This is a genomic window from Burkholderia sp. BCC1988 (assembly GCF_905339895.1).
GTDB lineage: Bacteria > Pseudomonadota > Gammaproteobacteria > Burkholderiales > Burkholderiaceae > Burkholderia.
This window is the reverse complement of the sequence record NZ_CAJPHA010000011.1, coordinates 138,266-164,909: the sequence shown is the minus strand read 5'-3', so window position 1 is coordinate 164,909 and position 26,644 is coordinate 138,266. Positions and strand designations below refer to the sequence as shown.

The window sequence follows — 26,644 nt, the reverse complement described above, 5'->3', positions numbered from 1 at the left end:
TTTCTGCCGCGCCGGGCCGCGATGCCGGGCACGTCGCCCGGCTGCCCGGCGCCGCTCGTCCTTGACAAGTTGCGTGTCGCAACTAATATTACTTGCGACACGCAACTTTCCCGGGCTCGGCATGGACCTCATCGATATTCCGTCGAAGACGCGCGAAGCGACGATCCTCGAGCTTCGGGACTTCTCGCGCAAACTGGTTCGCGAACTGGGTTTCATGCGGGCGACATTGGCCGACAGCGATCTGGCGCCGTCTGCCGTTCACGCCGTTCTCGAGATAGGCATGGCGCCCGGCATCAGCGCAAAGGATCTGGGCAGCATTCTGCGTCTGGATAAATCGAACACGAGCAGGCAGCTTGCCCGGCTCGAAACGGCCGGCTTCGTGACGCGCCGCATCTCGCCCGACGATGCACGTGCGACGCAGCTGTACCTGACTGCCGACGGGCAAAAACTGCGCAAGAAGATCGACCAGTTTGCGACACGTCAGGTGTCGAATGCGTTACGCCGGATGGTTCCGGCGGACCAGCAAACCCTCGTCCGCTCCCTCGCGCTTTATAGCGATGCGCTCGCGCAAGACAATGCCACCGACGCGCGCACGCCTAAAGCGGACACCACGCAGATCGTCGACGGCTACCAGCCCGGCTGTATCGGCGACATAGCAAGCCTTCACGCGCGGTTCTATTCGGAACACTGGGGGTTCGGCGCTTTCTTCGAGAAAAAGGTGGCGACCGAACTCGCGGAATTTGCCGGCACCCTGCCGGCCGAAGGCAAGGCTCTGTGGCTCCATGCCGAACACGGCCGCGCGCTCGCCTCGGTCGCGATAGACGGGAATAAAGCCACGGGAATCGCACATTTGCGGTGGTTCATCGTCGACGATGGATTACGTGGCTTCGGGATCGGACGGGAACTGATGACGCGCGCCATGCATTTCGTCGATGAGCAGCAGTTCGACGAGACCTACCTGTGGACGTTCAAGGGGCTGGATTCGGCACGCCACCTGTATGAATCGTTCGGTTTTACGCTGACCAGCGAATCGGAGGGCGCGCAATGGGGAACCAACGTCGTCGAGCAGCGCTTCAGCCGGCGGCGGCCAGGTCGATAAGTCGCCGCACGTTTCATCGATCGTGATAGATCGCGAGCCAGACCGACCGTTCTTCAGGATGCGTCCATGCGACGCGATGCCGGCAATGCGGTTCGATCAGCACGTAGTCGCCGGGGCGCATGTCGTGCAGCGTCGCGTCCGCTTCGAACTCGAGCACCGCGGCGCCTGACAGCAGCACGACCCATTCGGCGCGCGAATCGTCGTACCAGAATCCATCGGGACTCGTGTGCCCCATCGACACGATCCGCTCGACGTTCAGGCGCGATCCCGCGATGAGCACGTCGACGCGCTCGTCGTCGCCGCGCGCGCCTTCGAGGCTGAACAGGTTGCCGGTCTGGCGTTGCATGGTTCGACTCCGGGTCGGCCTTCGGCTGAAGGCGAATGACGCCAATGTAGCGCGAAGGCCGGCATCGCGGCGAACTTGTTTGCGGGTTCCGGCAAGCGCTGCATTCACGCGGCCGCCTCGGCGTCGATATCGCGCGCCGTCGGTTCATGACGCACGATCAGCAGGAACACGATCGGCGTGGCCGCGCTGACCGCGACGACCCAGAACATGTCCGTGCCGAGACGGGCCTGCAGGATCGGCAGCACGAACAGCGCGAGCGCCTGGCCGATCCCGCACAGCGAGCGCCCGAAGCCGACACCGGTGCCGCGGATCGCCGCCGGATACGACAGCGTCGGATAGATCATCATCTGCGCACCCGGCCCGAAACCTTCGGCGAACAGCCAGGTGCCGAGCATCAGCAACACGAGGCCGATTGCGAATGCGCCGTGCGGATGCCCCGCCAGCGCGAGCGCGACGAGTGCGACGAACTGCAGCGCGAACCCCGCGATCGCGACGTGACGCGACGGATATCGATACGCGAGACGCATGCCCAGCAAACCGCCCGTCAACGCGAACAGCACGTTCAGCGCAAGCGACGCCGCGATCGTCTCGAACACGCCCGCGCCGAGAAACTGCGACAGGATCGACGGCAGGAAGAACGCGATCGCCGTGTATTCGAACGGAATGCACAGGTTCATCACGCTGGCGACGATCGTTCGGCCGAGATACGGACGCTGGAACAGCACGCGAATCCGCACGGGCGGCGGGCTCGGCTCGCGCGGCGCGTCGTCCGCTTCATGCGCGTGAATGCCGTACGACTCGCGCAGGATGCGCGCGGCATTGGCCAGGTCGCCCTGGTTCGCGGCCCACAACGGCGATTCGTTCATGAAGCGATTCCGGACCAGGATGATGACGAGCGCCGGCACCGCGCCGAAGATCAGCGACGCGCGCCACAGCCAGCCCGCATGCTCGGCCGGCAGCAGGAAATACATGCCGAAGATCAGCAGGAAGCACACCGACGACGCCACGTACCACATCGGGCACCATGCAGCGAGCCGCGACGCCTTGTTGCCGCGGCCGTTGAACTTCGAGAACTCCGCGAGAAACGCCATCGCGACGGGCAGGTCGATGCCGACCCCGAGCCCCATCACGAAGCGCGCGGCGATCAGCACCCAGACGTTCGGCGCGAGCCCGGCCGCGATCGCCGCGACGACGAAGAACAGCATGTCGGCCATGAACACCTGATAACGGCCGATCCTGTCGGTCAGCCATCCGCCGATCAGGCTGCCGAAGATCGTGCCGATCATGATCGCCGAGCCGACCAGCCCCGTCAGCGCGGGCGTCAGGCCGAATTCGCGCGCGACGTCGTCGATGCCGTACGACAGTGTCGTCAGGTCGTACGCGTCGAGAAACACACCGCCGAGCGCGAGCAGCACGATCATCCGCGCGTGGCTGACGGAACTGTCCGTCGTATTGATCAGGCGCGCCACATCGCTCGCGGAGCGGATGGGCGCGGAAACCGGCGTGACTGCGTTCAGATCGATCGAACTCATCGCATTCCCTTGTTCGCCGCATGGCCGGCGATGTCCACATGGAGACAGGAACCCGACACGTGCATGCACGCTCGCCATCACATGAGAAGTGGATGCTGGAGCGTCGACACACAGGCCTTCGGGTTCCGGAAGCGACGATTCTGTTCCCGCGATCCGGCATTCCCAACCGATATAAACCGATAAATTATTCGGTGCACGTCATAAAGTTTCGCGGCCGCGTACCCCTGGCAGGCACGCGCAGGTGCAATCTCGACCGCGGCGGGCTCGAGGCAATTCGAGCGCGGCCACGCGCCTGCGTGTCGCGCCACGCGTCATGCCGGCGGCTGAAACGCGACGACCTTGTTCCGGCCGGTCGCCTTCGCGTAGTACAACGCTTCGTCGGCAGCCTTGATCACGGCCTCGGCCTCGGCATCGTGCTCGGGCGTCCAGCTCGCCAGGCCGATACTGGCCGTGACGTGCCCGTGTTCGCTGCCGGCGTGTTCGAGCGGCAGCTCGTCGATCGCCGCGCGAATCCGCTCGGCAATCTGGGCGGCACCCGTCTCGGCGGTATCGGGGAGCAGCACGACGAATTCCTCTCCGCCATAGCGGGCTGCGGTGTCGGCCGGCCGGCGAATGTTGTCGCCGATGCAGCGCGCAACCGCAGCCAGCGCATCGTCTCCCGCCTGGTGGCCGTAGGTATCGTTGTAGGCCTTGAAGCGGTCGACATCGACAAACAGCAACGAGAACACCGATCGCGCGCGCCGCGCGCGGCGCCATTCGCGGTCCAGCACTTCCGCGAAGCTGCGGCGATTGTTCAGGCCGGTGAGACCGTCGGTGCGGGCGAGCAGCACGAGTTCCGACTCGGCGCGCATCCGGCGCCGGAGTTGCGTGCCGAGCATGAAGGACACCCCGATGAACGCGGCGCCGAACGTCGCCACCAGCGCGCCGATCGTCACGGCGCGGTGCCGCCAGGCCGCATAGATATCCTGCTCCGCTTCCGCGACCATGATGATCAGCGGGAGCTTGGGTAGATGTTTGAAGTAATAGAGACGGCGCACGCCGTCGATCGACGACGTTTCAGAGAACGAGCCCTCCGGCGCGGTCTGGAATCGCCGGAAGGTCGCGGCTTTGCTGATGTTGCGCCCGATGGTATGCACGTCGTACGGCTGGCGCATCACCATCACGCCGTCGTTGCCGATCAGCGAGATCGAGCCGTGCTGTCCGAGCGACAGGCCGGCGAACAGTTGGTGGAAATACTCGAGGTTGACCGCGATAAGCACGACGCCGGCAAACGAGCCGTCCGGGTTCGAGATCCGCCGCGAGAGCCCGATGCTGGGCGAGCCTCTTCGCAGGCGCGATATGAACGGATCGCTGACGTAGAGCCCTGCGTCCGGATTGTCGCGGTGGATGGTGAAATACTTGCGATCGGCGAAATTGCCGTGACGCGGCTCGTCGCCGGCGGAATCGAGGACGATGTTGCCGCCGGCGTCGAGCACCAGCATCGAGCCGAGAAACTCTGCCGTCATGGCGTGATCGAACAGCACGGCGCGCCGCAAGCTCGCGGGCGCGGTCATCACGTCGTGACGTTGAAGCCCCGCGATGACAGCCTGCAGCGACAGGTCGTAGAGTTCGAAATTGCGTTCGATGTCGCGCTCGGCGATCAGGCCGAGATTGCGGGAGGTCTCGCTCGCCCGCGCGAGCGCGTCGTTACGGCTCTGGAACAGCTGCAACACGCACAGACCCATGAGCGCGCACGCAATCACGATACCGATCACGACGATGGTATAGGGCGCCGTCGACCTGAATTGCATGTGTCTCCTCGATGATCACGCTCGTGCGCGGCGCACGACGCGATTACCTCATACTAAATAACGTGCGGGGACATATCAAGCGGGGTTGCCCCGGTCACCGCGCGGCATGGCGCACGATGCCGGGATGCTGCACAACCGGCCCTCACACATCCGGATCCGGAATCCGCGCCGACTGAATCACGACCAGCGTATCCCCCGCCTCGATCCGACACGGTGGATCCTCGTAGAACGAATGGATCTTCCCGCAGCGATCGAGCCCGACGACGATCGCGCCCGGCACGACGTTCGTCATGCAGCCGATCTCGTGCGGCAATGCCTCGCGCTCCAGCAGCGTCGCGCGCCCGCGCGTCGACAGCATGTCGTTCACGAACGGCACGATGTAGCGGCTATGCACCGCATCCGCGAGCAGCAGCGCGCCGATCTTCGTCGACGACACGATCACGTCCGCGCCCGCCTGCCGCAGCTGCCGCTGATACAGGTTCTCCTGGATTCGCACGACGATCTTCGTCTCGGGCGCGATGCTGCGCACCGACAGCGTCAGCAGGATCGCGGTCGGGTCGTCGGTCACCGAGATGATCACGGCTTTCGCCGAGCGCACTTGCGCCTGCTGCAGCAGATCCTCGTGCGCGGGATCGCCGAGCAGCCCCGTCACGCCGAGCGACGTCGCGGCCTCGAGCGCCTGCTGCTGCGCGTCGATCACGATGACCGTCGACGGATCGACACCGCTTTCGAGCAGCTCGCGCACGGCGATCGACCCCGACAGGCCGTAGCCGCACACGACGATGTGATCGGACAGTTGCTTCTGCAGGCGTTTCATGCGGAATTCCTCGATGACGCGCTGGATCACGAACTGATACGCCGTGCCCAGGAAGATGAACCAGATGCCGATGCGGATCGGCACGATGAAGAACGCATCGATCAGACGCGCGCGCGCGGTGACCGGCACGATGTCGCCGTAGCCGACCGTCGCGACCGTGACCATCGTGAAGTACACGAGATCGGCGACGTTCATCGGCGTGCTCTTGGTCGAATCGCGCAGGCCGTCGCGATCGAGATACAGCACGAGAAACGCGAGCATGCACAGCACCACGACCGCGCCGAGACGGAACAGCAGCGTGCGCCGCGGCGACGTCGCGGGACGCGTGAACAGCGTGCGCGCACGCGGCGCCTGCCACGGATCGCGGGCACGACGCAGGCGTGAGCGCAACGAGCGGCGCTTGTCGGAGGGCGTTGCCAACGGGGAATCTCCTGAAGATTGCGGGCTCGATTCTACGACGGGAACACGCGGGCCCGTCCGCTACAGCATGCTGCGCGGCCGCACCATCGTACCGTCGGCGAAACGCCCGGCGCGGAACGCCGCCAGGTCGAGCGACGGCGCGCCCGTATCGACCCATTCGGCCAGCAGCCGCCCGACGATCGGCCCCATCGCGAAGCCGTGCCCGCAGAAACCGGTCGCGATCGCGAGCCCGGACGGCGTGCCGGGCGCGTCGATCACCGGAATCCCGTCGGGCAGCACGTCGATCAGGCCGGCCCAGGCCTCGACGATCTGCGCGTCCTTCAGCGCGGGGAAGATCGCCTTCAGCTTCGCGAGCGCGCGCGGCGCATGCGCGCGATTCGGCTGCGGCTGCGGATCGCGCGGCTCGATCGGCCCGCCTCCGCCGCCGATGCGCGCGCAGGCATCGCGCCACGCGGCGCCATTCAGATGCAGCCGGAACTTCTCGCGCTGCGACCAGAATTCCGGCCAGAACAGGCTCAGGCCGCGCAGATGGCCGAGCGTCAGGTCGACGTCGACCTGCATGTCGTCGGCGAGATTGATCGCGCCGTTGCTGCGTTGCCGGATGCCGAGGCCGTGCCCCCAGATCGTCGACGCGGACACGTCGGGCAACACGTTGGTGCGCATGCAGGTGCCGCGCACGGCCTGCTGCGGCAGCCGGATGCCGACGCCGTCGAGCAGCCGGAAGCTGGTCGCGCCGGCCGCGCAGATCACGCGCCGCGTGCGGATCGTGCCGCGCTCGGTCACGACGCCGACGACCGCGCCGCCGGCCGTCTCGATCGCCGTCACGCCGCAGCCTTCGAAGAAACGCGCGCCGGCTTCCGTCGCGCGCGCCGCGAACGCGGCGGCCACGCGGCGCGGTTCGGCCTGCCCATCGGTCGCCGTATACAGCCCGCCGAGCGTGCGCGCCTGCGTCGACAGCCCGGTCACGCGTTCGTCGATTTCCGCGCGCGTCAGCGTGCGCGTGTCGAGCCCGTGTTCGCGCGCAACGGCGAGCCACGCCTGGAACGACGCCCAGTCGTCGTCGTTGTCGGCGATATAGAGGCAACCGCCCTGCCGCCATTCGAGGTCGAAGCCGAGCGCCTGCTCGAGCCCTTCCCAGATCCGCATGCCGGCCATCATCAGCGGCACTTCGGCGGACTCGCGGCCCTGCTGCCGCACGAAGCCCCATGCGCGCGTCGATTGCTGGCCGGCGATGCGCGACTTGTCGAGCACGACGGCCTTCAGGCCGCGCAGGCCGAGGTAGTAGGCGGCCGCGCAGCCCATGATGCCGGCGCCGGCGATCACGATGTCGGCTTCGGCCGGAAACGCCGTGTCGGCGTGCGTCAATGCGTCGTGCAGCGGATAGGTGGTCGTCATTGTTCTCTGTTGGCGTCGATACGCCGGCACACGCATCGGCGTTCGCGATGGCATGCGCCGGACCGGCGCCTGGATTGAGGATCGGGATGGCGAACGTGGGGGAAAGTCGATGAACGATCCGGTGCGTGGCCGCGGCCCCGCCGCCGGTGACGGTTGCCCGTCGACCGTCCCTGTTTTTTCGCCTTGACGGCGCTATGTTACCGCGCGATAAACTGTATATCCATACAGTGCCTCTTCAGCAGTAACATGATCCTCCCCCCATTCGATCCCCCGAAGCTGAACGACCTCACCGAATGGTGGACGAAGTGCACCTACGCCGACGTCCAGCGACTGATCCTCGAGGTGCAGCACCTTCGTCTGACGCTGTGGGAACTGAAAGCGCACGTCGCGGATGCATCGCGCGGGATCCGCGTGCTCGATCCGGCCATGCTCGCGCACGGCTCCGCACTGAGACGGCTGACCTACCTGCTCGAAAAGGAAATCGAGCGCGCGAATCCGATCGGCCGCTCGCGCGACGTATATGCACCGTTTTCCGACGAATGGCGCGCCCGTGAAGCGCTGCGATGCGCATTGCGCGCGCAGCCCGAATCCGCGGAAGCCGGCACGCTCCCCTGCACGATTCCGGAATTCCGGCGCGTCACCTGGGCCGAGCTTCGCGATCGCTGGCGTCATCTGAGCGACAGGCAATCGAGCCGGCAGAACATCGAGCAACGCATGGTGCTCGAGATCGCGCGTCAGCGATCCGTGATCCTCGCGCGCGCGCGAAAACTCGTCGATGCCGCGATCGCCGAAGCGGCGGCGGAAGGCAAGCAGTTGTTCGCGCTCGATCAACTCAAGCGGCTGCTGTCCGTCGAGCGGGAAGACGGCGAGCCGTTCACGTATATGCCGGCGTAAGGCGATTCGAATTCGGCGGTCGTTTTTCGAGGGTTCTTCGATGTCGTTCGTTTTCCTGATCATGACGACATGACGATACTTTCCCGTGCAATGCGTCGGGCAGGCCATGCTTCATTGATCAATGCCGAAGGCGCGATGACCGCGAGGTCATCGCAACACAAGGACGTTATCGAAGATCGAAAGGCGCGGTTTGCGCCGGGACGATCCCGGTGCAACCGGTATCGGGGTGATCAGTGTGGATAGCTCAACCGACGCGTTTGCGCGCGCGCCGTGCGGTTGTACGGCTGAAGCCGCGCGAGCTGTTCGATCGACATCGTGACGACTTCGAGCACATGCCGTGCGATCTCGTCGTCCGTCATGCCGGCGTCGACGTACTGTTCGATGCTCATCGTTCGGGGCGGATGGCTGCCCGCGTCGGCGTCGACGATGTAAATCCTGGCGGTACGGTGCTCCGACGACAACACGAGCTGGACAGTTTTACCGAGAACGACGATCTGCATGCACAAAGTGGCCATTCGCTGCCTCCAATTGCGTTGCCTTCAATCGAGCATCGAACGATACCTCACAACCCGGGCGATGAATCTACTCGCTTCCCCGGATATTCGAAACCATCAGGAATCAATCGCGGGCCGGCTGTCCATCGCCTTCCGCGAACCTTTCCGCGAACCCTTCTGCCGGACGCGACGATCCGGGCGCGTCGCCATGCGGCAACGGCGGGAAGGTGCGCGCGACCCCGCCGCGCATCCGGGCGTCACTCGTGATTTTCGCTTTGAATGGGGGGCGCCCGTTCGGCGCCCTAATGGCTCACGGTGCATGCACCGGCCGGTCGAGCCGGCGCCCGTCTTGCACGGGCAAACGACGCGCTACGCGTAGCGGCTCAACCAGGCTTCGGAGAATGCTTTCGCGTAGGCGACGGCGTCTGCTTCGGTATCGAATTCGCCCAGCTTGCGGAAAGCGGCCTCGCGGCTGAAACCCAGCTTCGTGACCTCGACCTGGGCGGCATATTTGCCGTCCTCCGTCACGCGCGGTTCGCAGTTCATCTCGTACCCGCGCATCACAAATTTCTTCTGCATCGCTTCAACACTATTTTGAGACGGGCGAATCGTAGCATGGGGTTCCGCCGCGTTCATGCGCGTGCCCGACCAGAGCATCCCCATCGGTTCCATTAGAGTAAGCCGTCGAATCATTCGCGTACAAGATGTCGGGCCATCCGGCCCGACGCGCGACGCCATGTAAAAATTTGTCGCCGACGCAGCGGCACGAATGCCGCGGTTCGGCTCGCCGACACGCCCTGCTCTGGTGCATTTCGTCGGCAGTGCGGTGCGATTACGTGCCGCTCGGCGAGGAATCGTGTCCCGGCGCCTCGCGATCCGCGTCCGAAGGTTGCGAACGGGCCAGCGACGCGTGACGCACACCTGCGGATCTAGCGTAACGTCATGACACACCTTTCACAGAAAGGCACCGATTGCGACATGGAATGACACTCGTTTTGCGGTAAAGTTATCTTTTCCGCGCGTGGCCGGTCGGCTCGCCCCTGGACGTCATAAAGACTGTCCGCCGAGACTGCCGCAAGGCGTCGTTCTGAACGTCACGATCCGTTCCCGTAGCATGACCACTGAAGCAATCACCACGGATTCCCTCGCGGTTGCCGAGCGCGTGCGCGAGCTGATGACCCGCAACGGCATCGGCAAGCGCCAGCAAACCACCGAGCTGTGCCGCATCCTCGACCTGAGCTTTTCGCAGGGTCACCGCAAGCTGCGCGGCAGCAGCCCCTGGACGCTCGCGCAGATCAAGAAAGTCGCCGAAGCCTACGGCGAGCCCGCCGCTCAACTGTTCGGCGCGCAGACGCTCGACCCCGGCATGGTCGGCGCCTATTCGCAGGAGGCCGTCCTGTACGCCGGCGTCGCCGAAATTCCGTGCACCGCCTGGATCGGCGCGCCGCTCGAAGCCGGCGCGCGCCCCGAGTTCGTCGCGTACGAACAGAACGGCCGCTGGCGCGTGCTGCGCCATACGGGCGTGCTGTATCAGAACGCGTACGACGTGCACAAGATCGAGATCTATCCGCGCCGCGCGGAGAGCGACAAGCTCGTCGTCGCGGTGATCGATCCCGATCGCGTCAGCGCGACCGAGTTGTGCCGCTATCTCGAGCGGCAGGGATTCTCGACGGCCGCGTTCGACGGCCTCGCGCCGTTCGTCGACGCGCTGCAGGGCCAGGCGTTCGACGCGGTCGTCACCGAATGGCTGTTCGACGGCAGCACGGCCGCCACCGCGATCAAGGCGGTGCGCACGTCCGACAATCCGGGCGCGCCGATCTTCGTGCTGACGGGCGACCTGCTCACCGGCCGCGCGAGCGAAGCGGACATCAGCGAAGTGATCCGCGCATTCGACGTCGTCTGCTACGAAAAACCCGCGCGCATGGCGATCCTCAGCGCCGACCTCGCGAAGCGGCTCGCACGCGGGTAATTCCCGCACGCCGTCTACCTCTTTCGCATGGCCGGCGCCCCTGCGGCGCGGCGGTCGTGAACGGGTTCCTCAGTACAATAGCCGGACCCCGTTCACGACCGGCATCCGCCGCCCGACTTCATGGCCCGCCTCATTCCCGACGACTGGAAAAGCCTCGCCGCCACCGGCGCGGCCGAACGCGAGCGCGAGACGCTTGCCGCCCTCGAACATGCGCTGCCGGACAACTACACCGTCTATCACGGCGTGCACTGGACGCGTGCCGACCAGGGTTTCTCGGTGTTCGGCGAAGCCGCGTTCGTCGTCGTGAGCCCGGCCGGCCGCGTGCTGCTGATCGAGCAGAAGGCCGGCTTCCTGCGCGAAACGCCGAAGGGGCTCGTGAAGGTCTACCTGCAGAAGGAGCGCAACGTCCCGATCCAGCTCGCGCGCACGCAGGAGACGCTGCACCGGCGGCTGACCGCCGCGCTCGGCGCGGGCGTCTATGGCGTCGAGGCGCTGCTGTACTGCCCCGACTACGCGATCCGCGAGACGGCGATCGCCGGCGTCGCGGCCGACCGCATCGTCGATGCGTCGCGCAAGGCGCAGCTCGCGCAGGTGATCCTGCAGATCCTGCCCGAGCACGACGAGCCGCTGCCGAACGCAGCGAAGCTGCATCACTTCCTCGCGGACGAACTGGCGCTCACGCCCGACACGAGCGCGCTCGTCGGGCAGGCCGGCACGCTCGTCACGCGGCTGTCGGGCGGGCTTGCCGAGTGGGCGCGCCAGCTCGAATTCACGCCGTTCCGCTTGCGCGTGACGGGCACCGCGGGTTCGGGCAAGACGCAGCTCGCGGTGCAGGCGATGCGCGACGCGGTCGCGGCCGGCAAGCGCGTGCTCTACGTGTGTTTCAACCGGCCGCTCGCCGACTACATCGCGCGCATCGCGCCGCCCGGCGCGAAGATCGCGAACTACCATCAGCTGTGCGACTGGGTCGCCCGCGACGGCGGCTATACGCCCGACTTCGACACGCCCGGCGCGTTCGAGCGGCTCGAGGCGCGCTTCGCGCAAGCGCCGATTCCGGAACGCTGGCGCTTCGATGTGCTGATCGTCGACGAAGGACAGGACTTCCACGCGCCGTGGGCGGCGGCGCTCGAGCGCCTGCTGGCGCCGGACGCCGCGTGGTGGTGGCTGGAAGACCCGCTGCAGAACCTCTATCTGCGCGAGCCCGTCGCGCTGCCCGGCTGGGTCACGTTGAAGGCGCTGACGAATTACCGCAGCCCGCGCGACCTGCTCGAATTCGTGCGCGACGTCGTCGGCCGCGTCGAGCCGCTCGCGGCCGAACTGCGCTCGGGCAGCCCGTTCGACGGTTCCGATCCGTCGGTGTCGTCATACGGGGAAGACGGCGCGTCGGGCGACGCACTCGCCGAAGCGTGCATCGACGCGACCAAGCGCGCGATCACGCACGCGCTGTCGCTCGGCTTCCGCAAGCAGGACATCGCGGTGCTGTCGTATCGCGGCCGCGAAAGCTCGGTGCTCGCGCGGCTCGACCAGCTCGGCCCGCACCGGGTCAAGCGCTTTACCGGCAAGTACGACCTGTTCGGCAACCCTGAATACCGCGAAGGCGACGTGCTGCTCGATTCGATCTACCGCTTCAAGGGGCAGTCCGCGCCGTGCGTGATCCTCACCGAGATCGACTTCGACACGCTCGATCCGCGTGCGGCCCGCAAGCTGTTCGTCGGCGCGACGCGCGCGACGATGAAGCTGCTGCTCGTCGCGTCGGCGCGCTCGGCGGCGCAGCTTGCGGGTGGATGACGCGGCGGAACGCGGGTGGCGGGCGCGCGCCGGATGACCACCCCGCCCACTGCTCCCGCTGCGCGCGCCGCACCGTGCGTCACGCCACCCGAAACGCCCCCACCGCCCGCCGCAGCCCATCGGCCTGCTCCTCGAGCGACGCCGCTGCCGCCGCCGCCTGCTCGACCAGCGCCGCGTTCTGCTGCGACACCTGATCCATCTGCGACACCGCGCGGTTCACCTGCTCGATCCCGTCGCGCTGCTCGTTCGACGCGGCCGCGATCTCGGTCATGATGCCCGTCACGCGGCCGATCGCCTGCTGGATGTCCTGCATCGTCGCGCCGGCCACGCCGACCAGCCGCGACCCCGTCGCGACACGCTCGACCGACTCGCCGATCAGCGTGCGGATCTCCTTCGCGGCCGACGCCGAGCGCTGCGCGAGCGTGCGCACCTCGCCCGCGACCACCGCGAAGCCGCGGCCCTGCTCGCCCGCGCGCGCGGCTTCGACCGCCGCATTCAGCGCGAGGATGTTGGTCTGGAACGCGATGCCCTCGATCGTGCCGATGATGTCGGCCACCTTCTGCGAACTCTGGTCGATCTCGTTCATCGTGCCGATCACCTCGCCGACGACCGTCGCGCCGCGCGTCGCGATCTCGCTCGCGTTGTCCGCGCACGCCTGCGCCTCGACCGCGTGATCGGCGTTCTGCTTCACGGTCGCCGTCAGCTCTTCCATGCTCGCGGCCGTCTCCTGCAGCGCGGACGCCTGCTCCTCGGTACGCTGCGACAGGTCGGTGTTGCCGGCCGCGATCTGGTGCGTCGCGGTCGAGATCGCTTCGGAACCCTGGCTGACCTGGCGCACCGTATCGGCAAGGCTGCGCTGCATGCCCGTCACGCCCTTGACCAGCTCGGCCATCTCGTCGCGCGACGACCAGCGCACTTCCGACGTCAGGTCGCCGTCCGACAGGCGGCGGAAATGCGACAGCAGCCGGTTCACCGGTTGCGTGATCGCGAAATGCAGGCCGACCGCGCAGCCGAGACACGCGGCGAGACCGAACGCGATGCCGGCGATCGCGCCCGCGCGCATCCAGCCGTAATAGGTCTGCGCGGTGTCGTAGACGTCCTTGCCGCGCGCGGCCTGGTACGCGTCGAGCGCGTCGGTCGCCTGCGTGAGCGCGACCGACAGCGGCGGCGCGACCGTCATCAGCAGGCGGTCGGCGTCGTCGCGGCGTCCCGCGCGGATCGCGTCGATCATCGGCTTCAACGCCTGTCCGATCAGCGCCTGGCGCGCGGCGTCGAGCCGGGTCGCGAGCGGGCCTTCGTCGCCGTCGTGCGGCATCGTCGCGTAGGTGCGCCACGCGGCGTCGGCCTTCGCGAGATAGCCCTCGGCCTTGTTGACGATCTCGGGCACTTCCGGCGCCTCCGGATGCAGCATCGCGCGGTCGAGCGTGGTTCGCACGATCGTCAGGTTCAGGCTCGCGGCGGACAGCGCGGTCTTCGCGGCCAGCTCGCGCGTATAGGCTTCGTCGAGCGCGCGGTTCGAGCGCTGCATGCCGGTCAGGCCGATCAGGCCCGACACGACGAGCAGCACGGCGACGAGCCCGAGCGTGGAAAAAATCCGCGTACGGATCGAGAAACGGGAAAACAGGGCGTTCAGGTTCATGACGGGACGGGAGCGATAAAGGGTGCCGCGGCAATCGGTCCGCGGCACTCTGGATTACGGTTTGCCTGCAAAAAACTTGAGCCCGACCCACCGTCTGGCTGATCGCGATCAATTTTCCCGGCCGGCAATCTCCTGTTACCGATGCAACAAATCGAGGCCCGGCAGAAATTGACCAGGCAATAAATTATCTCTATATTTCGCTCAATTCCCTGCCATGGCAGATATCTCGATGAGAACCGATACCCTCCTTGCCCCGCCAGCCGCCGACGCGGCCCGCCGCGACGCGCCGACCGGGCTGATCGTCGCCGCGCTGCTGCTCGTCATGCTGCTGTCCGCGCTCGACCAGACGATCGTGTCGACCGCGCTGCCGACCATCGTCGGCGAGCTCGGCGGCCTCGACCAGTTGTCATGGGTCGTCACCGCGTACCTGCTGTCGTCGACGGTCGTGCTGCCGCTGTACGGCAAGCTCGGCGACCTGTACGGCCGCAAGATCGTGTTGCAGGCCGCGATCGTGCTGTTTCTCGCCGGCTCCGCGCTGTGCGGCATCGCGCAGGACATGACGCAACTGATCGTGCTGCGCGCGCTGCAGGGGCTCGGCGGCGGCGGGCTGATGGTCGTCACGATGGCCGCGATCGGCGACCTCGTGCCGCCCGACCGCCGCGCGCGCTATCAGGGGATGTTCGGCGGCGTGTACGGCCTTGCGACGATCGTCGGGCCGCTGCTCGGCGGCTTCCTGGTCGAACACCTGTCGTGGCGCTGGATCTTCACGATCAACCTGCCGCTCGGCCTGCTCGCGCTCGCGGTGATCGGCATCGCGTTCCGGCCGCATACCGCGCACGTGAAGCACCGGATCGACTACATGGGCGCGGCGTTCCTCGCGACGGCCCTCACCTGCGTGATCCTGTTCACGAGCGAAGGCGGTTCGCTGCTGCCGTGGTCGTCGCCGCAGCTGTGGATGACGCTGGTGCTCGGCGTGGTCGCGGTCGGCGGCTTCATCTACGAGGAGCGGCTCGCGGCCGAGCCGATCATGCCGCTCGAACTGTTCCGCCAGCGCACCTTCGTGCTGATGAGCCTGATCGGCTTCGTCGTCGGCATCGCGCTGTTCGGGTCGGTCACGTTCATTCCGCTCTATCTGCAGGTCGTGAAAGGCTCGACGCCGTCGCAGGCCGGGATGCAGCTGCTGCCGATGATGGGCGGGATGCTCGCGATGTCGGTGGTCAGCGGCCGGCTGATCTCGCGGCTCGGCACGTATCGGCCGTTTCCGATCGCGGGCACGCTGATCGGCGGTGTCGCGATGGCGCTGCTGTCGACGCTGTCGCTCGACACGCCGCTGCACACGATGTACGCGTACATGGCGCTGCTCGGGATCGGGCTCGGCATGGTGATGCCGGTGCTGACGCTCGCGGTGCAGAACACGGTCGAATTCCGGCACATGGGGGTCGCGACGTCGGGCGCGACGCTGTTCCGCTCGATCGGCGGTTCGCTCGGCGTCGCCGCGTTCGGCGCACTGTTCTCGCACGGGCTGGAGTCGCGGATCGTGCAGGCGCTGCCGGCCGGCACCGAGCTGCCGCCCGCGCTCGGCCCGGCGGCCGTGCACCAGTTGCCGGATGCGGTGCGCGATGCGTACCTGCATGCGTTCGCCGGGTCGCTGCATGTGGTGTATCTCGCGGCGGCCGGCGTGATCGCGATCGCGTTCGTGCTCGCCTGGTTCGTCGAGAGCGCGCCGCTGCGCACGCACCACTGATTCGCAGGCCGGCGGCAGCGATCGCCGGCCGATCGAAGCCACGAGGCGACCGTTCTCCCGATTTGCGATCGCCGCGCCGCCCCGCCCGCCGTCACGGCACCAGCACCACCCCGCCCGTCGTCTGCCGCGACTCCAGCAAGCGATGCGCGTCGGCCGCCTGTTCGAGCGGCAGCCGCGCGCCGATCTCCACGTGCATCCCGCCCGCGAGCCGCTCGAGCGTCGCGCGCGCCGCTTCCCGATACCCCGCCACGTCACGCGCGATGAAACCCAGCACGCTCGGCCGCGCCAGCGCGATCGAGCGGGCCGGCCCGAGTTCGTCGAGATCGATCGTCTGCCGCGCGCCGATCGCGGCGACCTGCCCGATGCTCGCGACCATCCCGAACGGCCGGACCGCGCCGAGCGTACGCGTCAGCACGTCGCCGCCGATTCCGTCGATCGCGTAGTCGACGCCCGCGCCGCCGCCGAACGCGCGGGCCGCCGCGACGAAATCCGCCTCGCGATAATCGACCACCGCTTCCGCCCCGTGCGTGCGCACCAGCGCCGCCTTCGCGGCCGAGCCGACCGTGCCGATCACCCGTGCGCCGAGCGCGCGCGCCCACTGCGTCGCCAGCAAGCCGACGCCGCCGGCCGCCGCATGCACGAGCACGGTCTCGCCGGCGCCGACCTGCCGCACGCGGTGCAGCAGCATGTAGACGGTAATGCCTTTCAGCAGCCCGGCCGCGGCCGCGTCGTCGCTCACGCCGTCGGGCACGGGCACCACGCGCTCGGCAGGCAGCGTGCGCAGGCTCGCATAGCTGCCGGTCGGCAGTCCCGCATAGGCAACGCGCTGGCCCGGGACGAGCGCCGTCACGCCGGGCCCGATCGCATCGACCACGCCGGCCGCCTCCACGCCGAGCGCGTCCGGCAATGCCGGCAACGGGTGCGCGCCGGTCCTGAAATAAATGTCGACGAAATTCACGCCGACGGCGGTCTGGCGAATCCGCACCTCGCCGGCGCCGGGCGGCGCGACGGGCGCATCGACGCGGCGCAGCACGCCGGCGTCGCCGTAGCGGTCGATCCCGATCCGGGTGGCGGTGGCAGTTTGGGTCATGACGTTCCTCGCAATCGAATGAAGTGACACGATCATCCCATCGTGCATAATCGAACGGAATTCCCGTTACGCGCCCATCTACTGTGCAAAATTCGACCGAACCAACGGCAGTGTCCGCGCCGCCGATGAGCTGGGACGACCTCCGCTATTTCCTCGCGGTGATGCGCGGCGGCAGCCTGTCGGCCGCGGCGCGGACGCTGCAGGTCCAGCATTCGACGGTTGCCCGGCGCATCGACGCGCTGGAGTCCGCGCTCGGCATCCGGCTGTTCGACCGGCTGCCGCGCGGCTGGCCGCCGACCGACGAAGGGCTGCATCTCGCCGAACATGCGGCGCGCGTCGAAACCGACGTGCATGCGTTCGCGCGCGCCGCGCAGGGGGCGGCGGCGCTCGACGGAGTGGTGCGCGTGTCCGCGTCGCCGGTATTCGCGAGCCACTTCCTCGCGCCGCGGCTCGCCCGCGCGCAGCGCGCGTGGCCCGCGCTGCGGATCGACCTGATGGGCGAAATGCACGCGGCGAACCTGTACGCGCGCGAAGCCGACCTCGCCGTGCGCTTGTCACGACCGAACGAGCCGGGGCTGGCCGCGCGCCGGCTCGGCACGATGCGCTTCGCGCTGTGCGCATCGCGCGACTGGGCCACCGCGCCGCCCGACACCTGGGCATTCCTCGGTTACGACGACGCGCTCGCGCAAATGCCGCAGCAGCAATGGCTCGAGCGCTTCGCGGCCGGGCGCCGCTTCGCGTTCGTCGCCAACGACCTGGCCGCGCTGCATCGTGCGTGCGTGGCCGGTGCGGGAATCGCGTTGCTGCCGCGCTTTCTCGTCGACGTGCCGGCCACGAGCTCGGGCCCGGCCGCGGCCGATCCGTCGTTGTCGGCCCCCGCAGCGCTCGTCGAACTGACGTCCGCGCCTCGTTGCGACGTCGAGCGCGAGATCTGGCTCGTCGTCCACCCGGACGTGCGCCGCTCGCCGCGCGTGCAGCGCGTCGCGGAGGCGATCGCCGACGCCGTTCGCGACGCGGACGGCCATCTGTAGGCCGGTCGGGCAGGCCCTGCACGCAGGCGACGCGGCCAATGCCTTTACCGCACCGCCCGACGGCCGGCATAGTAGCGGTTTCATCCGCCTGCTCCGCCACCATGCCCGCCGCTCCCGCCTGCGTCGTCCGCGACGCGACCGATGCCGATCTCGACGCCATTCACGCGATCTACGCGCACCACGTGCGCCACAGCGTCGCGTCGTTCGAGGAGACGCCGCCCGACGTCGACGAACTGCGCGCGCGCCGCGACGCGGTGCTGCGCCACGGGCTGCCCTATCTCGTCGCGGAATGCGACGGCCGCATCGCCGGCTACGCGTACGCGACGCCCTATCGCACGCGCAGCGCGTACCGCCACACGATCGAGGATTCGATCTACATCGACGACGCGCAGCGCGGCCGCGGCATCGGCCGCGCGCTGCTCGCGGCACTGATCGCGCGTTGCGAAGCCGGCCCGTGGCGGCAGATGATCGCGGTAATCGCCGACGGCGGCACCGGCGGGTCGACGTCGCTGCACCGCGCGTTCGGTTTCGAGCCGGCCGGCGTGCTGAAGGCGGTCGGTTTCAAGCACGGCCGCTGGATCGACACCGCGCTGATGCAGCGCGCGCTCGGCGACGGCGCACGCACGCTCCCCGCCGCGCCCGAGCCTGTCGCGCCGCGCTAGAATGGCCGCATGTCAAAACAGACTCCAACCATGCCAGACGAGGCCGCGCCGGATTCCCGCAACGAGTACACGGTCGACGAACTCGCACGCGTGTCCGACACGACCGTGCGCAACGTGCGCGCGTACCAGGATCGCGGGCTGCTCGCGCCGCCCGAGAAGCGCGGGCGCGTGGGCATCTACGACGACACGCACGTCGCGCGCCTGAAGCTGATCAACCACCTGCTCGCGCGCGGCTACACGCTGTCGAACATCCAGGACCTGATCATGGCGATCGACGAGGGTCACGACCTGCGCTCGATCCTCGGCCTGGAAAACGCGATCGGCGGCCGCTGGTCGCACGAACTGCCGAAAACCTATTCGCTCGCGCAACTCGCGCAGATGTTCGGCCCGCAGACGGCGTCGCAACTGTCGCGCGTGACCGAACTCGGCCTGCTCGAACGGCGCGGCCTGTCGTTCGTCGCGAAAAGCCCCGCGCTGCTCGAGGCGGCAGCCGCGATGACGAAGGAAGGCATCCCGCCGCGCGAGCTGCTCGACGTGATCAGCCTCGCGCGGCCGCACTTCGATGCGATCGCGCGGCTGCTCGTCGATCTCGTCGTGAAGCGGCTCGACCGCTATGACGAAGGCACGCTGCCGCCCGTCACCGACGTGCCCGCGCTCGTCGATGCGATCTGGCGCCTGCGCCCGCTCGCGGCCGTGTTCGTCGAGGGCGAGACGAACCGCGCGCTCGAGAACGCCGCCAGTGCGTATCTGGGCGGCCGTGTCGCGACGATCCTCGACCGGAAACTCAGCGACGAAGCAGCACGCCAGGCCGGCACGTCGAATACGTCCGATGCGTCCGGCCCGCAAGGCGACGGCGACAAAGCATAGGACCGCCGCCGTCATATTCATATCGGCATTGCTTGGTTTGCGGGCCCGATCGCCCGTGCGACGATTCTTCCAACCGAGCGGCGCGCGCCGCTCCCCGAAGACGTTTCGCATGGAGTCCGTTCGATGATTCGTTTCACCCGCTGGATCACCCGCACCGCCGTGACGGCGCTCGTCGCCGTCGCCGCCACGTCGGCCCTCGCGCAAGGCAGCGCCGACAAGGTCGTGCGCATCGGCTACCAGAAGGCCGGCCTGCTGTCGGTCGTCAAGACGCAGGGCTCGCTCGAGACGCGGCTCAAACCGCTCGGCTACACCGTCCAGTGGTTCGAATTCCCGGCCGGCCCGCAACTGCTCGAGGCGCTGAACGCGAACAGCATCGACTTCGGCTACACGGGCGCGCCGCCGCCGGTGTTCGCGCAGGCGGCCGGCGTGCGCTTCGTGTACGTCGCCGCGGAACCGCCGTCGCCGCACAACGAGGCCGTGTTCGTGAAGGCCGATTCGCCGGTACGCTCGCTCGCCGACCTGCGCGGCAAGAAGGTCGCGCTGCAGAAGGGTTCGAGCGCGAACTACCTGTTGCTCGAAGCGCTGAAAAAGGCCGGCGTACGCTACGACGAAATTCGCCCGGTGTACCTGCCGCCCGCCGACGCGCGTGCCGCGTTCGAGAGCGGCAACGTCGACGCGTGGGCCGTGTGGGATCCGTACTACGCGGCCGCGCAGAATTCGCTGAAGATCCGCACGCTGTCCGACTACACGGGCCTCACGCCCGCGAACAACTTCTACGAGGCAACGCGTGGCTTCGCGGAGCAACATGCCGACGTGGTCGGCACGATCCTGAAGCAATTGCGCGAGACGGGCCTGTGGGTCAACGGGCATCCGGCCGAGACGGCCGCGCTGATCGCGCCGAAGGTCGGCCTGCCGCAGCCGCTCGTGGAAACGTGGATCAAGCGTGTGCCGTTCGGCGCGGTGCCGGTCGATGAGAAGATCGTCGCGGTTCAGCAGGGGGTGGCCGATGCGTTCTATGCGGCGAAGCTGATTCCGCAGAAGCTGAACGTGGCCGATAACGCGTGGACCGACAAGGGCGTGGCAAGCGCGCTCGCGGCGAAGTAACGCACGGTTCGCACTCATTTCGAACAGGCCGACGGGTACCCTGCCCGTCGGCTTTTTTTTTGGGAATTTTCGGGGGGAACGTCGGGCGCGCTGGCGGCGTTCGGCCATCTGCCCGCACTTTCGCACCGCCATTCAACCATCGTTTCTGCTCGGACAATTACGTCGACGTCCCCGGGTGCGTGCCGCTACCGATTGCTTTCCGGATCAGTTCGGTATTTCATTTTCCACTGACCCATTCCTTCGGAGGGGTGCATGGAACATTTTCTTCCCGACGCGCCGCAGCGTTTCGTCATCAGCCATTACGCGGAGGACGACTTCAAGACCGGCGGCCTGCGCGGCTACTCCACTTACCGGGACTTGGGCGTTGCGGCGGCAACCAGCGGCCTTGTCAGAGCGCACGTAGTCCGCATGATTGCGCCGTTCCGCCCGGAATTGAGCGTGCGGCATCACCACAACGTGCAGTTTCAGCTGGTTTACTGCCTGAAGGGCCGGTTTCAGACCGACTTTGAAGGCATTGGACCGCAGCGGCTGGTGGCCGGTTCGTGCTGGATTCAGCCACCGGGCATCCGCCATACCGTAATAGGCTGGTCGGATGATTGCGAACTGCTCGAAATCCTGATCCCGGCAGAGCCCGAAACGGTCAACGATCCCTGAGCGGCAAGCGGTGTTGCCGGGCTGCATGGGGCTTTATGCGTCGGGTTGAACATCCTCTTTTCGGCTTGACGTTGGGGCGTTGAAGGTCGGCAATGGGCCGGGAAGCTATGGCCGTGCCCGCCAGCCCCACCCCACTTCAACGCCCCGCCACCTTCTTCTGCCGCCACAGACACAGCAAATCGCACGCAACATGCGCAGCGGCGATCGCGGTAATGTCCGCGTGATCGTAAGCAGGCGCAACCTCGACCACATCCGCGCCGACCAGATTCACCGCCCCGAGCGCACGCACGATCGCGAGCGCCTGCGCGGACGACAACCCGCCCGCGACCGGCGTCCCCGTGCCGGGCGCGAACGCCGGATCGAGACAGTCGATATCGAACGTCAGGTACGCGGGCCGCGCGCCGATGACGTCGACGATCCGCTCCACCGCCGCGCGCGGACCATGCTCATGCACCCACGCCGCATCGAGCCGCTCGATCCCGAGGAAATCGTCGTTCCATGTACGGATAACGAACCCACCTCAAACGCACGCCCAGCATAGAGCGTCCACTCGTTTACCGAAAATCGTCCAAAACGTCACTCTTCATCCGGCTTGATTTCGACCCACTCCCGGCCTCGGACATCGCGATACATGTCGGTCATCTGTGACGACTTGTGACCTAACAACGCTTGGGCAAACTCTTTCCCATATTCTTCAGTATAGAGTCTGGAGGCCAGCGACCGGATCTCATGGAATGAGGCGGGGGTCTTGTCTGGAAGCGTCGGAATCTTGGCTGCGTCTCGCAGGTCGGCAAACTTGTCGGTTATCGTCCCTAATTTTGGCGCATCACCTTCCTTGGATCGTCCGGAGCGCTTCACGAAATGGATGACATACTTCGACTCAACACTATCTTGGCAGCGCTTCAGTACATCTCCTAGCGTGGCATCAAGCGCGGCCAGTTTCAATGACAGTGGGATCTTTAGCTTCGCGGTATGGCCAACTCTCCCCTTCGTTTGCTCGACCCACAGGAAACCATTCCTGATTTGATCGAAGCGCATGGTGGCAACGTCCTCTCGACGCTGGCCCGATACGAGCGCCACCATCATGGCGTTTGATAGCCATCGCAGAGAAGCATCCTTCTGAGCCTCGGCGAGAATTGCCTTGAAGTCGTTCAATGTCAGTCGTGACCGTGTGACCGACGATTTTGCGGCTTTCACAACTTCCACCGGATTCTTTCCGAGTTCCACAAGGCCGCGTTCAATAGCTTCCCGGAAAACGTCGTGCAGGCGAGATCGAATTTTCGTGGCGCTTGCTGGTCCTCTAGTCGAAGCTGCGTCTCGGATGAAGTCGGACACCTCTCGAGCCGCTACCTTAGCGATCTCCTGACCGGCAAACGGGGCGCCGCGGATTGCATTCAGCTGAGACTTCAGCCCGATATCCGACTCGGTACAAGCAATTGCTTGACGAGTGCCAGCACAACTCAGCGCTGCCGAGCTTGGGGACGTCGCTTCATAAATCGCTTGCTCTGTACGGCATCTTTTGGCGCGGCCCTGGTGCCATCGTGTTCCGCAGGGCAACAGATTTCCATCGGCTGATTCTGCCGGAGGGGACGATTGCAAGATCGCTCTTCGTGATGGGGAAAAAATCCAACAGTTGGGGATTTAAGACGCCAGAAGGCAAGGTCTACTGGCGCACGTATCTCGGGCTCGACACGGAGCAGTCATGAACCACCCGCAAGTTATTGCACTCGTCGGTAATGCAGGCGCGGGGAAATCGACCGTAGCCGATATTCTCATCCGTGAGCACGGTTACAAGCTCGTGAAGTTCGCCGGACCATTGAAGAACATGCTGCGCGCCATTTGCGCCTGCTGTTCCAGCGGCGGAATTCGATGGTGTTGGTCATGCTTCCTCCCAATAAAGCCGCTCAGCCTTCGGCGGAATTGTCTCGAGCGTATCGAGTTCGATGAACGTGAAATAACCGTCGCGGGTCCAGCCGCCCGTATCGATGTGATAGACGTTGCCGAGAATGGCGGGGCGCTTGAGCGGAGTGTGACCAACGATGACAGCGCGCACGTCGGACACGCCTGATAGATCCCCATCTTGGATGCGGTCACGGCACCAGAGGCAATCGTTCGTGATCGCCTTCAGCTTGTTGTTGCTCGTCACCGACGAAAACGCCTCGATCATGCCGCTCCACGTCGGGCCGGACACATCCGCATGCACGATGCCGATGGTGCCGCCGGCCGTCTCGACTTCGATAGCGTAGGGCAGCATGACAAGCGCGTCGGCGAACGGCTGTTGTTCGGGCGGGGTCTTGCAGACCAGCCATGACCCACCGTTCATCAGATAATGTTCGGTCTCGCGCGTGCCATGCGTGAAGCGAACAACCATGTCCTCGTGATTTCCCTGCACGGGATGGAACCACGGTTTGTCGAGCCATTCGAGCACACGCTCAGATTCCGGCCCACGATCAACCAGATCGCCGACAGAGAACAGGCGATCCCGCGATTCATCAAAGCCAAGAGCGGCGAGGGCGGTTTCGAGTTTCGCGAAACAGCCATGGATGTCGCCCACTGCGAAGTCACGGCCAACCGCGTTGCGCTCGAAGCGTTGGACGAATGAGTTTTTCACTTCAACACCCCCTTGTCATGCAGTCTCACAATCGATCGAATAAGCCCCGAGCCAAACATCTCAACCATTCTCGCCAAGACGCCGATGGCGCTTTATCGCAACGGGAACGATGCAGTGCCCGCAGTGCCGCCGCTATGGCCTCAAAGCGGATCGCTGATCCAGATCGGCAAGGCCGCGCTTCCCTTCGTCAATCTCAAAGACCACGCGCTTGCGCGATACATCAGCGCCTTGGCAGCAATGGAATCGAAGCTTATCCCCGCAGCATAAACAGGCTAAGGTCGCTACACTCCATCGGTTGTATCCGGCAGCTACAGGCCATCGCTTGTGGCTGTTGCACCCCTCTCCTTTGATGCCTGCGGGCCACATTCAGTGCTATGTGCGCTGATTTTGTAGCCCGGCAGGCGCACTGTCCCTATTGATTCGCCAGCACGGCATCGTGCACATGGTTGGGCTTGGGTTCGTCGACTGGTGCGGTGGTTTCGCTCCTTCCAACCACATCCACTCTGTAGCTAATCGGCGCGCAGTCGTAGACGGCTTGCCTGACGGCATCTATGCATTCGTCGTCAACCGTTAGCCGGAAGTGGTATGGGCCAATACCCGTCGCCGTCTACATGCTCGTGCTGTGCGCGATGGCGAGCTTCGCGCTCGCGGCCCGCACACGCGGCCCGCTGGTCGCCGTCGGCAGCCTGATCTTCGTCGGCTCGGACACGCTGATCGGCGTTGGACGCTTCCTCGGCGGCTTTCCCGGCATCGACTACCTGATCTGGGGCCTCTACGCGCTCGCGCAGATCACGATCGTCGCCGGGGTTTTCCATGAGACGGCCGCCCGCCCGATCCGTCCCTGATAGTGTTTCAAACAGGCCGCCGCGTGTCGGCGGCCTTCGTCGCCCGCCGCTCCTGCCCTGCCGACGGCCGTTTCCGTGCATTCCGCAATGCGGAAACCAGACCGTTCCAAACCCCGCTCAGCCTTTTCCCGCGCGGCTTCCGGCCCTTAGAGCGCCGCTTCTAGCCTCTTGCGGTTTCCGGGTTCACCCACTATCGTTACATCAACCAATGTAACATTCAAAAATGAGCCAAATCGGAGACACCCGGATGAATGCTCGCACGTTGCCTTTCGGCCCGCCCGGCCACGACGGCCTGGACGAAACCACCGACATCGCCATCATCGGCACCGGCTTCGCCGGTCTCGGGATGGCCATTCGCCTGCGGCAGACCGGCGTGACCGACTTCGTCGTGCTCGAGAAGGCCGCGTCGGTCGGCGGCACGTGGCGCGACAATCATTACCCCGGGTGTGCGTGCGACGTGCAATCGCACGTCTATTCGTTCTCGTTCGCGCCGAACCCGCGCTGGACGCGCATGTTCGCGCCGCAGCCGGAGATCCGCGCGTACCTGGAAGACTGCGTGCAGCGCTTCGGCGTCGGCCCGCACCTGCGCCTGAACCATGAGCTGCAGCGCGCCGAATACGACGAGGCCGCGCGACGCTGGCGCCTCACGTTCGCGAACGGCAAGCGGCTGTCGGCGCGCGTGCTGGTGTCGGGGATGGGCGGGCTGTCGCGCGCCGCGCTGCCGGCGATTCCCGGCGTCGAGACCTTCAAGGGCCGCGCGTTCCATTCGCAGCAGTGGGATCACGACTACCCACTCGAAGGCAAGCGCGTCGCGGTAATCGGCACCGGCGCGAGCGCGATCCAGTTCGTGCCGCAGATCGCGCCGCGCGTGAAGACACTCGCGCTGTTCCAGCGCACGCCGCCGTGGATCATGCCGAAGCCCGACCGCAACCTGAGCGGCTTCGAGAAGTGGCTGTTCCGCACGCTGCCGTTCACGCAGAAAGCGGTGCGCAGCGGCATCTACTGGATGCTCGAATCGCGCGTGCTCGGCTTTGCGATCCATCCGTCGCTGATGAAGAACGTGCAGAAGCTCGCGCTGCGCCATATCCGCAAGCAGGTTCCCGACCCGGAGCTGCGCCGTGCGGTCACGCCGGACTACACGCTCGGCTGCAAGCGCGTGCTGATCTCGAACGACTACTACCCGGCGCTGTCGCGCAAGAACGTCGACGTGATCACGACCGGCATCGAGCGCATCGAAGCCGACGCGGTCGTGACGACCGACGGCAAGCGTCATGAAGTCGACTGCCTGATCTACGGCACGGGCTTCCAGGTCGCCGATCCGTATCCGCGCGGCGCGATCATCGGCCGCGGCGGCCTCGACATCGTCGATGCGTGGCGCGACGGCGCGCACGCGTATCTCGGCACGACGCTGCCGGGCTACCCGAACTTCTTCATGATCGTCGGCCCGAACACCGGCCTCGGCCACAACTCGATGGTGTTCATGATCGAGTCGCAGATCGAATACATCCTCGGCGCGCTGAACGCGATGCAGCGCGAACGCGCGGATGCGATCGAGGTGCGCCCGCTCGTCGAGGCGCAGTTCAACAGCGACCTGCAGGGCCGCCTCAAAAAGGCGATCTGGTCGACGGGCGGCTGCAAGAGCTGGTACCTCGACCCGCGCACCGGCAAGAACACGACGCTGTGGCCGGGCTTCACCTGGCGCTTCCGCCAGGCGACCGCGCACTTCTCGATCGCCGATTACCACGCGTATCGCGCGCCGCACCACGACACGAGCGGGCGGCCCGTCGCCGCGCCCGCCGCTTCCGCCGCTTCCGCTTCCACGTCCGCCGAAGCGGCCTGAGCCAGACAAGGAG

23 protein-coding genes and 2 pseudogenes are annotated in these 26,644 nt (G+C 66.4%); 13 read left to right on the top strand and 12 right to left on the bottom strand.

Annotation, left to right across the window (positions count from 1 at the left end; translation table 11 throughout):
• Positions 1-121: 121 nt before the first annotated feature.
• Complete coding sequence (locus tag U4012_RS17870) at positions 122-1,099, top strand: helix-turn-helix domain-containing GNAT family N-acetyltransferase (RefSeq protein WP_321800411.1); 978 nt, start codon at positions 122-124, stop codon at positions 1,097-1,099.
• A gap of 13 nt (positions 1,100-1,112) precedes the next feature.
• Here the strand turns inward: U4012_RS17870 and U4012_RS17865 are convergent, their stop codons facing one another.
• The 5 genes from U4012_RS17865 to U4012_RS17845 all read right to left on the bottom strand — a co-directional run bounded on the left by U4012_RS17865 (position 1,113) and on the right by U4012_RS17845 (position 7,399).
• Positions 1,113-1,445, bottom strand: coding sequence for a cupin domain-containing protein (locus U4012_RS17865; RefSeq protein ID WP_321800409.1), 333 nt, complete (start codon positions 1,443-1,445; stop codon positions 1,113-1,115).
• Positions 1,446-1,549: 104 nt separating this feature from the next.
• Complete coding sequence (locus U4012_RS17860) at positions 1,550-2,977, bottom strand: MFS transporter (RefSeq protein ID WP_044843220.1); 1,428 nt, start codon at positions 2,975-2,977, stop codon at positions 1,550-1,552.
• 311 nt (positions 2,978-3,288) lie between these two features.
• On the bottom strand, positions 3,289-4,767 hold the full coding sequence (locus U4012_RS17855) for a sensor domain-containing diguanylate cyclase (protein WP_321800407.1): 1,479 nt from the start codon (positions 4,765-4,767) through the stop codon (positions 3,289-3,291).
• A 142-nt stretch (positions 4,768-4,909) separates the two neighbouring features.
• Complete coding sequence (locus U4012_RS17850; RefSeq protein ID WP_044843218.1) at positions 4,910-6,004, bottom strand: potassium channel family protein; 1,095 nt, start codon at positions 6,002-6,004, stop codon at positions 4,910-4,912.
• A gap of 60 nt (positions 6,005-6,064) precedes the next feature.
• Positions 6,065-7,399, bottom strand: a complete 1,335-nt coding sequence (locus tag U4012_RS17845; RefSeq protein ID WP_321800405.1) for an FAD-binding oxidoreductase — start codon at positions 7,397-7,399, stop codon at positions 6,065-6,067.
• Positions 7,400-7,645: 246 nt separating this feature from the next.
• Between U4012_RS17845 and U4012_RS17840 the strand changes: the two genes are divergently transcribed.
• Positions 7,646-8,293 carry a hypothetical protein gene (locus U4012_RS17840; RefSeq protein WP_321800525.1) on the top strand — a complete coding sequence of 216 codons (648 nt, stop codon included), beginning with the start codon at positions 7,646-7,648 and terminating at the stop codon, positions 8,291-8,293.
• A gap of 230 nt (positions 8,294-8,523) precedes the next feature.
• Here the strand turns inward: U4012_RS17840 and U4012_RS17835 are convergent, their stop codons facing one another.
• The gene (locus U4012_RS17835) at positions 8,524-8,808 is read right to left on the bottom strand and encodes a hypothetical protein (protein WP_044843215.1); all 285 of its coding nucleotides are present in this window, start codon (positions 8,806-8,808) and stop codon (positions 8,524-8,526) included.
• Positions 8,809-9,156: 348 nt separating this feature from the next.
• Positions 9,157-9,366, bottom strand: coding sequence for a hypothetical protein (locus tag U4012_RS17830; RefSeq protein WP_044843214.1), 210 nt, complete (start codon positions 9,364-9,366; stop codon positions 9,157-9,159).
• Positions 9,367-9,901: 535 nt separating this feature from the next.
• Between U4012_RS17830 and U4012_RS17825 the strand changes: the two genes are divergently transcribed.
• Positions 9,902-10,756, top strand: a complete 855-nt coding sequence (locus U4012_RS17825) for a helix-turn-helix domain-containing protein (protein ID WP_257769841.1) — start codon at positions 9,902-9,904, stop codon at positions 10,754-10,756.
• 120 nt (positions 10,757-10,876) lie between these two features.
• Positions 10,877-12,544 carry an ATP-dependent helicase gene (locus U4012_RS17820; protein ID WP_321800400.1) on the top strand — a complete coding sequence of 556 codons (1,668 nt, stop codon included), beginning with the start codon at positions 10,877-10,879 and terminating at the stop codon, positions 12,542-12,544.
• A gap of 79 nt (positions 12,545-12,623) precedes the next feature.
• Here the strand turns inward: U4012_RS17820 and U4012_RS17815 are convergent, their stop codons facing one another.
• A complete protein-coding gene (locus tag U4012_RS17815; RefSeq protein WP_321800398.1) occupies positions 12,624-14,183 on the bottom strand; it encodes a methyl-accepting chemotaxis protein in 1,560 nt (519 codons plus the stop codon).
• A gap of 229 nt (positions 14,184-14,412) precedes the next feature.
• Between U4012_RS17815 and U4012_RS17810 the strand changes: the two genes are divergently transcribed.
• Entirely contained in the window at positions 14,413-15,927 is a 1,515-nt protein-coding gene (locus tag U4012_RS17810) for an MDR family MFS transporter (protein ID WP_321800396.1), read from the top strand.
• Between the two features lie 91 nt (positions 15,928-16,018).
• Here the strand turns inward: U4012_RS17810 and U4012_RS17805 are convergent, their stop codons facing one another.
• A complete protein-coding gene (locus tag U4012_RS17805; RefSeq protein ID WP_321800395.1) occupies positions 16,019-17,017 on the bottom strand; it encodes a quinone oxidoreductase in 999 nt (332 codons plus the stop codon).
• A 125-nt stretch (positions 17,018-17,142) separates the two neighbouring features.
• Between U4012_RS17805 and U4012_RS17800 the strand changes: the two genes are divergently transcribed.
• The 5 genes from U4012_RS17800 (at position 17,143) to U4012_RS17780 (ending at position 21,335) form a co-directional block, all read left to right on the top strand.
• Positions 17,143-18,048 (top strand): LysR family transcriptional regulator, encoded by a 906-nt coding sequence (locus tag U4012_RS17800; protein WP_321800393.1) that lies wholly within the window; start codon positions 17,143-17,145, stop codon positions 18,046-18,048.
• A gap of 101 nt (positions 18,049-18,149) precedes the next feature.
• Positions 18,150-18,710: an N-acetyltransferase family protein gene (locus U4012_RS17795; protein WP_321800391.1), complete on the top strand. Its 561-nt coding sequence runs from the start codon at positions 18,150-18,152 to the stop codon at positions 18,708-18,710.
• Positions 18,711-18,719: 9 nt separating this feature from the next.
• A complete protein-coding gene (locus tag U4012_RS17790) occupies positions 18,720-19,577 on the top strand; it encodes a MerR family transcriptional regulator (RefSeq protein WP_321800389.1) in 858 nt (285 codons plus the stop codon).
• 123 nt (positions 19,578-19,700) lie between these two features.
• Positions 19,701-20,681, top strand: coding sequence for a sulfonate ABC transporter substrate-binding protein (locus U4012_RS17785; RefSeq protein ID WP_321800387.1), 981 nt, complete (start codon positions 19,701-19,703; stop codon positions 20,679-20,681).
• Between the two features lie 252 nt (positions 20,682-20,933).
• Positions 20,934-21,335 carry a cupin domain-containing protein gene (locus U4012_RS17780; protein ID WP_321800385.1) on the top strand — a complete coding sequence of 134 codons (402 nt, stop codon included), beginning with the start codon at positions 20,934-20,936 and terminating at the stop codon, positions 21,333-21,335.
• Between the two features lie 136 nt (positions 21,336-21,471).
• Here U4012_RS17780 and U4012_RS17775 read toward each other — a convergent pair.
• The 3 genes and pseudogenes from U4012_RS17775 to U4012_RS17765 all read right to left on the bottom strand — a co-directional run.
• Positions 21,472-21,843 (bottom strand): annotated as a pseudogene (locus tag U4012_RS17775) (arginase family protein); the annotation flags it as partial.
• Positions 21,844-21,911: 68 nt separating this feature from the next.
• Positions 21,912-22,670 (bottom strand): tyrosine-type recombinase/integrase, encoded by a 759-nt coding sequence (locus U4012_RS17770; protein WP_321800383.1) that lies wholly within the window; start codon positions 22,668-22,670, stop codon positions 21,912-21,914.
• A gap of 544 nt (positions 22,671-23,214) precedes the next feature.
• Positions 23,215-23,946, bottom strand: a complete 732-nt coding sequence (locus U4012_RS17765) for a metallophosphoesterase (RefSeq protein ID WP_321800381.1) — start codon at positions 23,944-23,946, stop codon at positions 23,215-23,217.
• 84 nt (positions 23,947-24,030) lie between these two features.
• Here U4012_RS17765 and U4012_RS17760 point away from each other — a divergent pair, with 84 nt between their 5' ends.
• The 3 genes and pseudogenes from U4012_RS17760 (at position 24,031) to U4012_RS17750 (ending at position 26,631) form a co-directional block, all read left to right on the top strand.
• Entirely contained in the window at positions 24,031-24,213 is a 183-nt protein-coding gene (locus tag U4012_RS17760; RefSeq protein ID WP_321800379.1) for a hypothetical protein, read from the top strand.
• Positions 24,214-24,542: 329 nt separating this feature from the next.
• Positions 24,543-24,791: pseudogene (locus tag U4012_RS17755) on the top strand (lysoplasmalogenase family protein); the annotation flags it as partial.
• Positions 24,792-25,038: 247 nt separating this feature from the next.
• A complete protein-coding gene (locus U4012_RS17750; protein WP_321800377.1) occupies positions 25,039-26,631 on the top strand; it encodes an NAD(P)/FAD-dependent oxidoreductase in 1,593 nt (530 codons plus the stop codon).
• Positions 26,632-26,644: the final 13 nt, after the last annotated feature.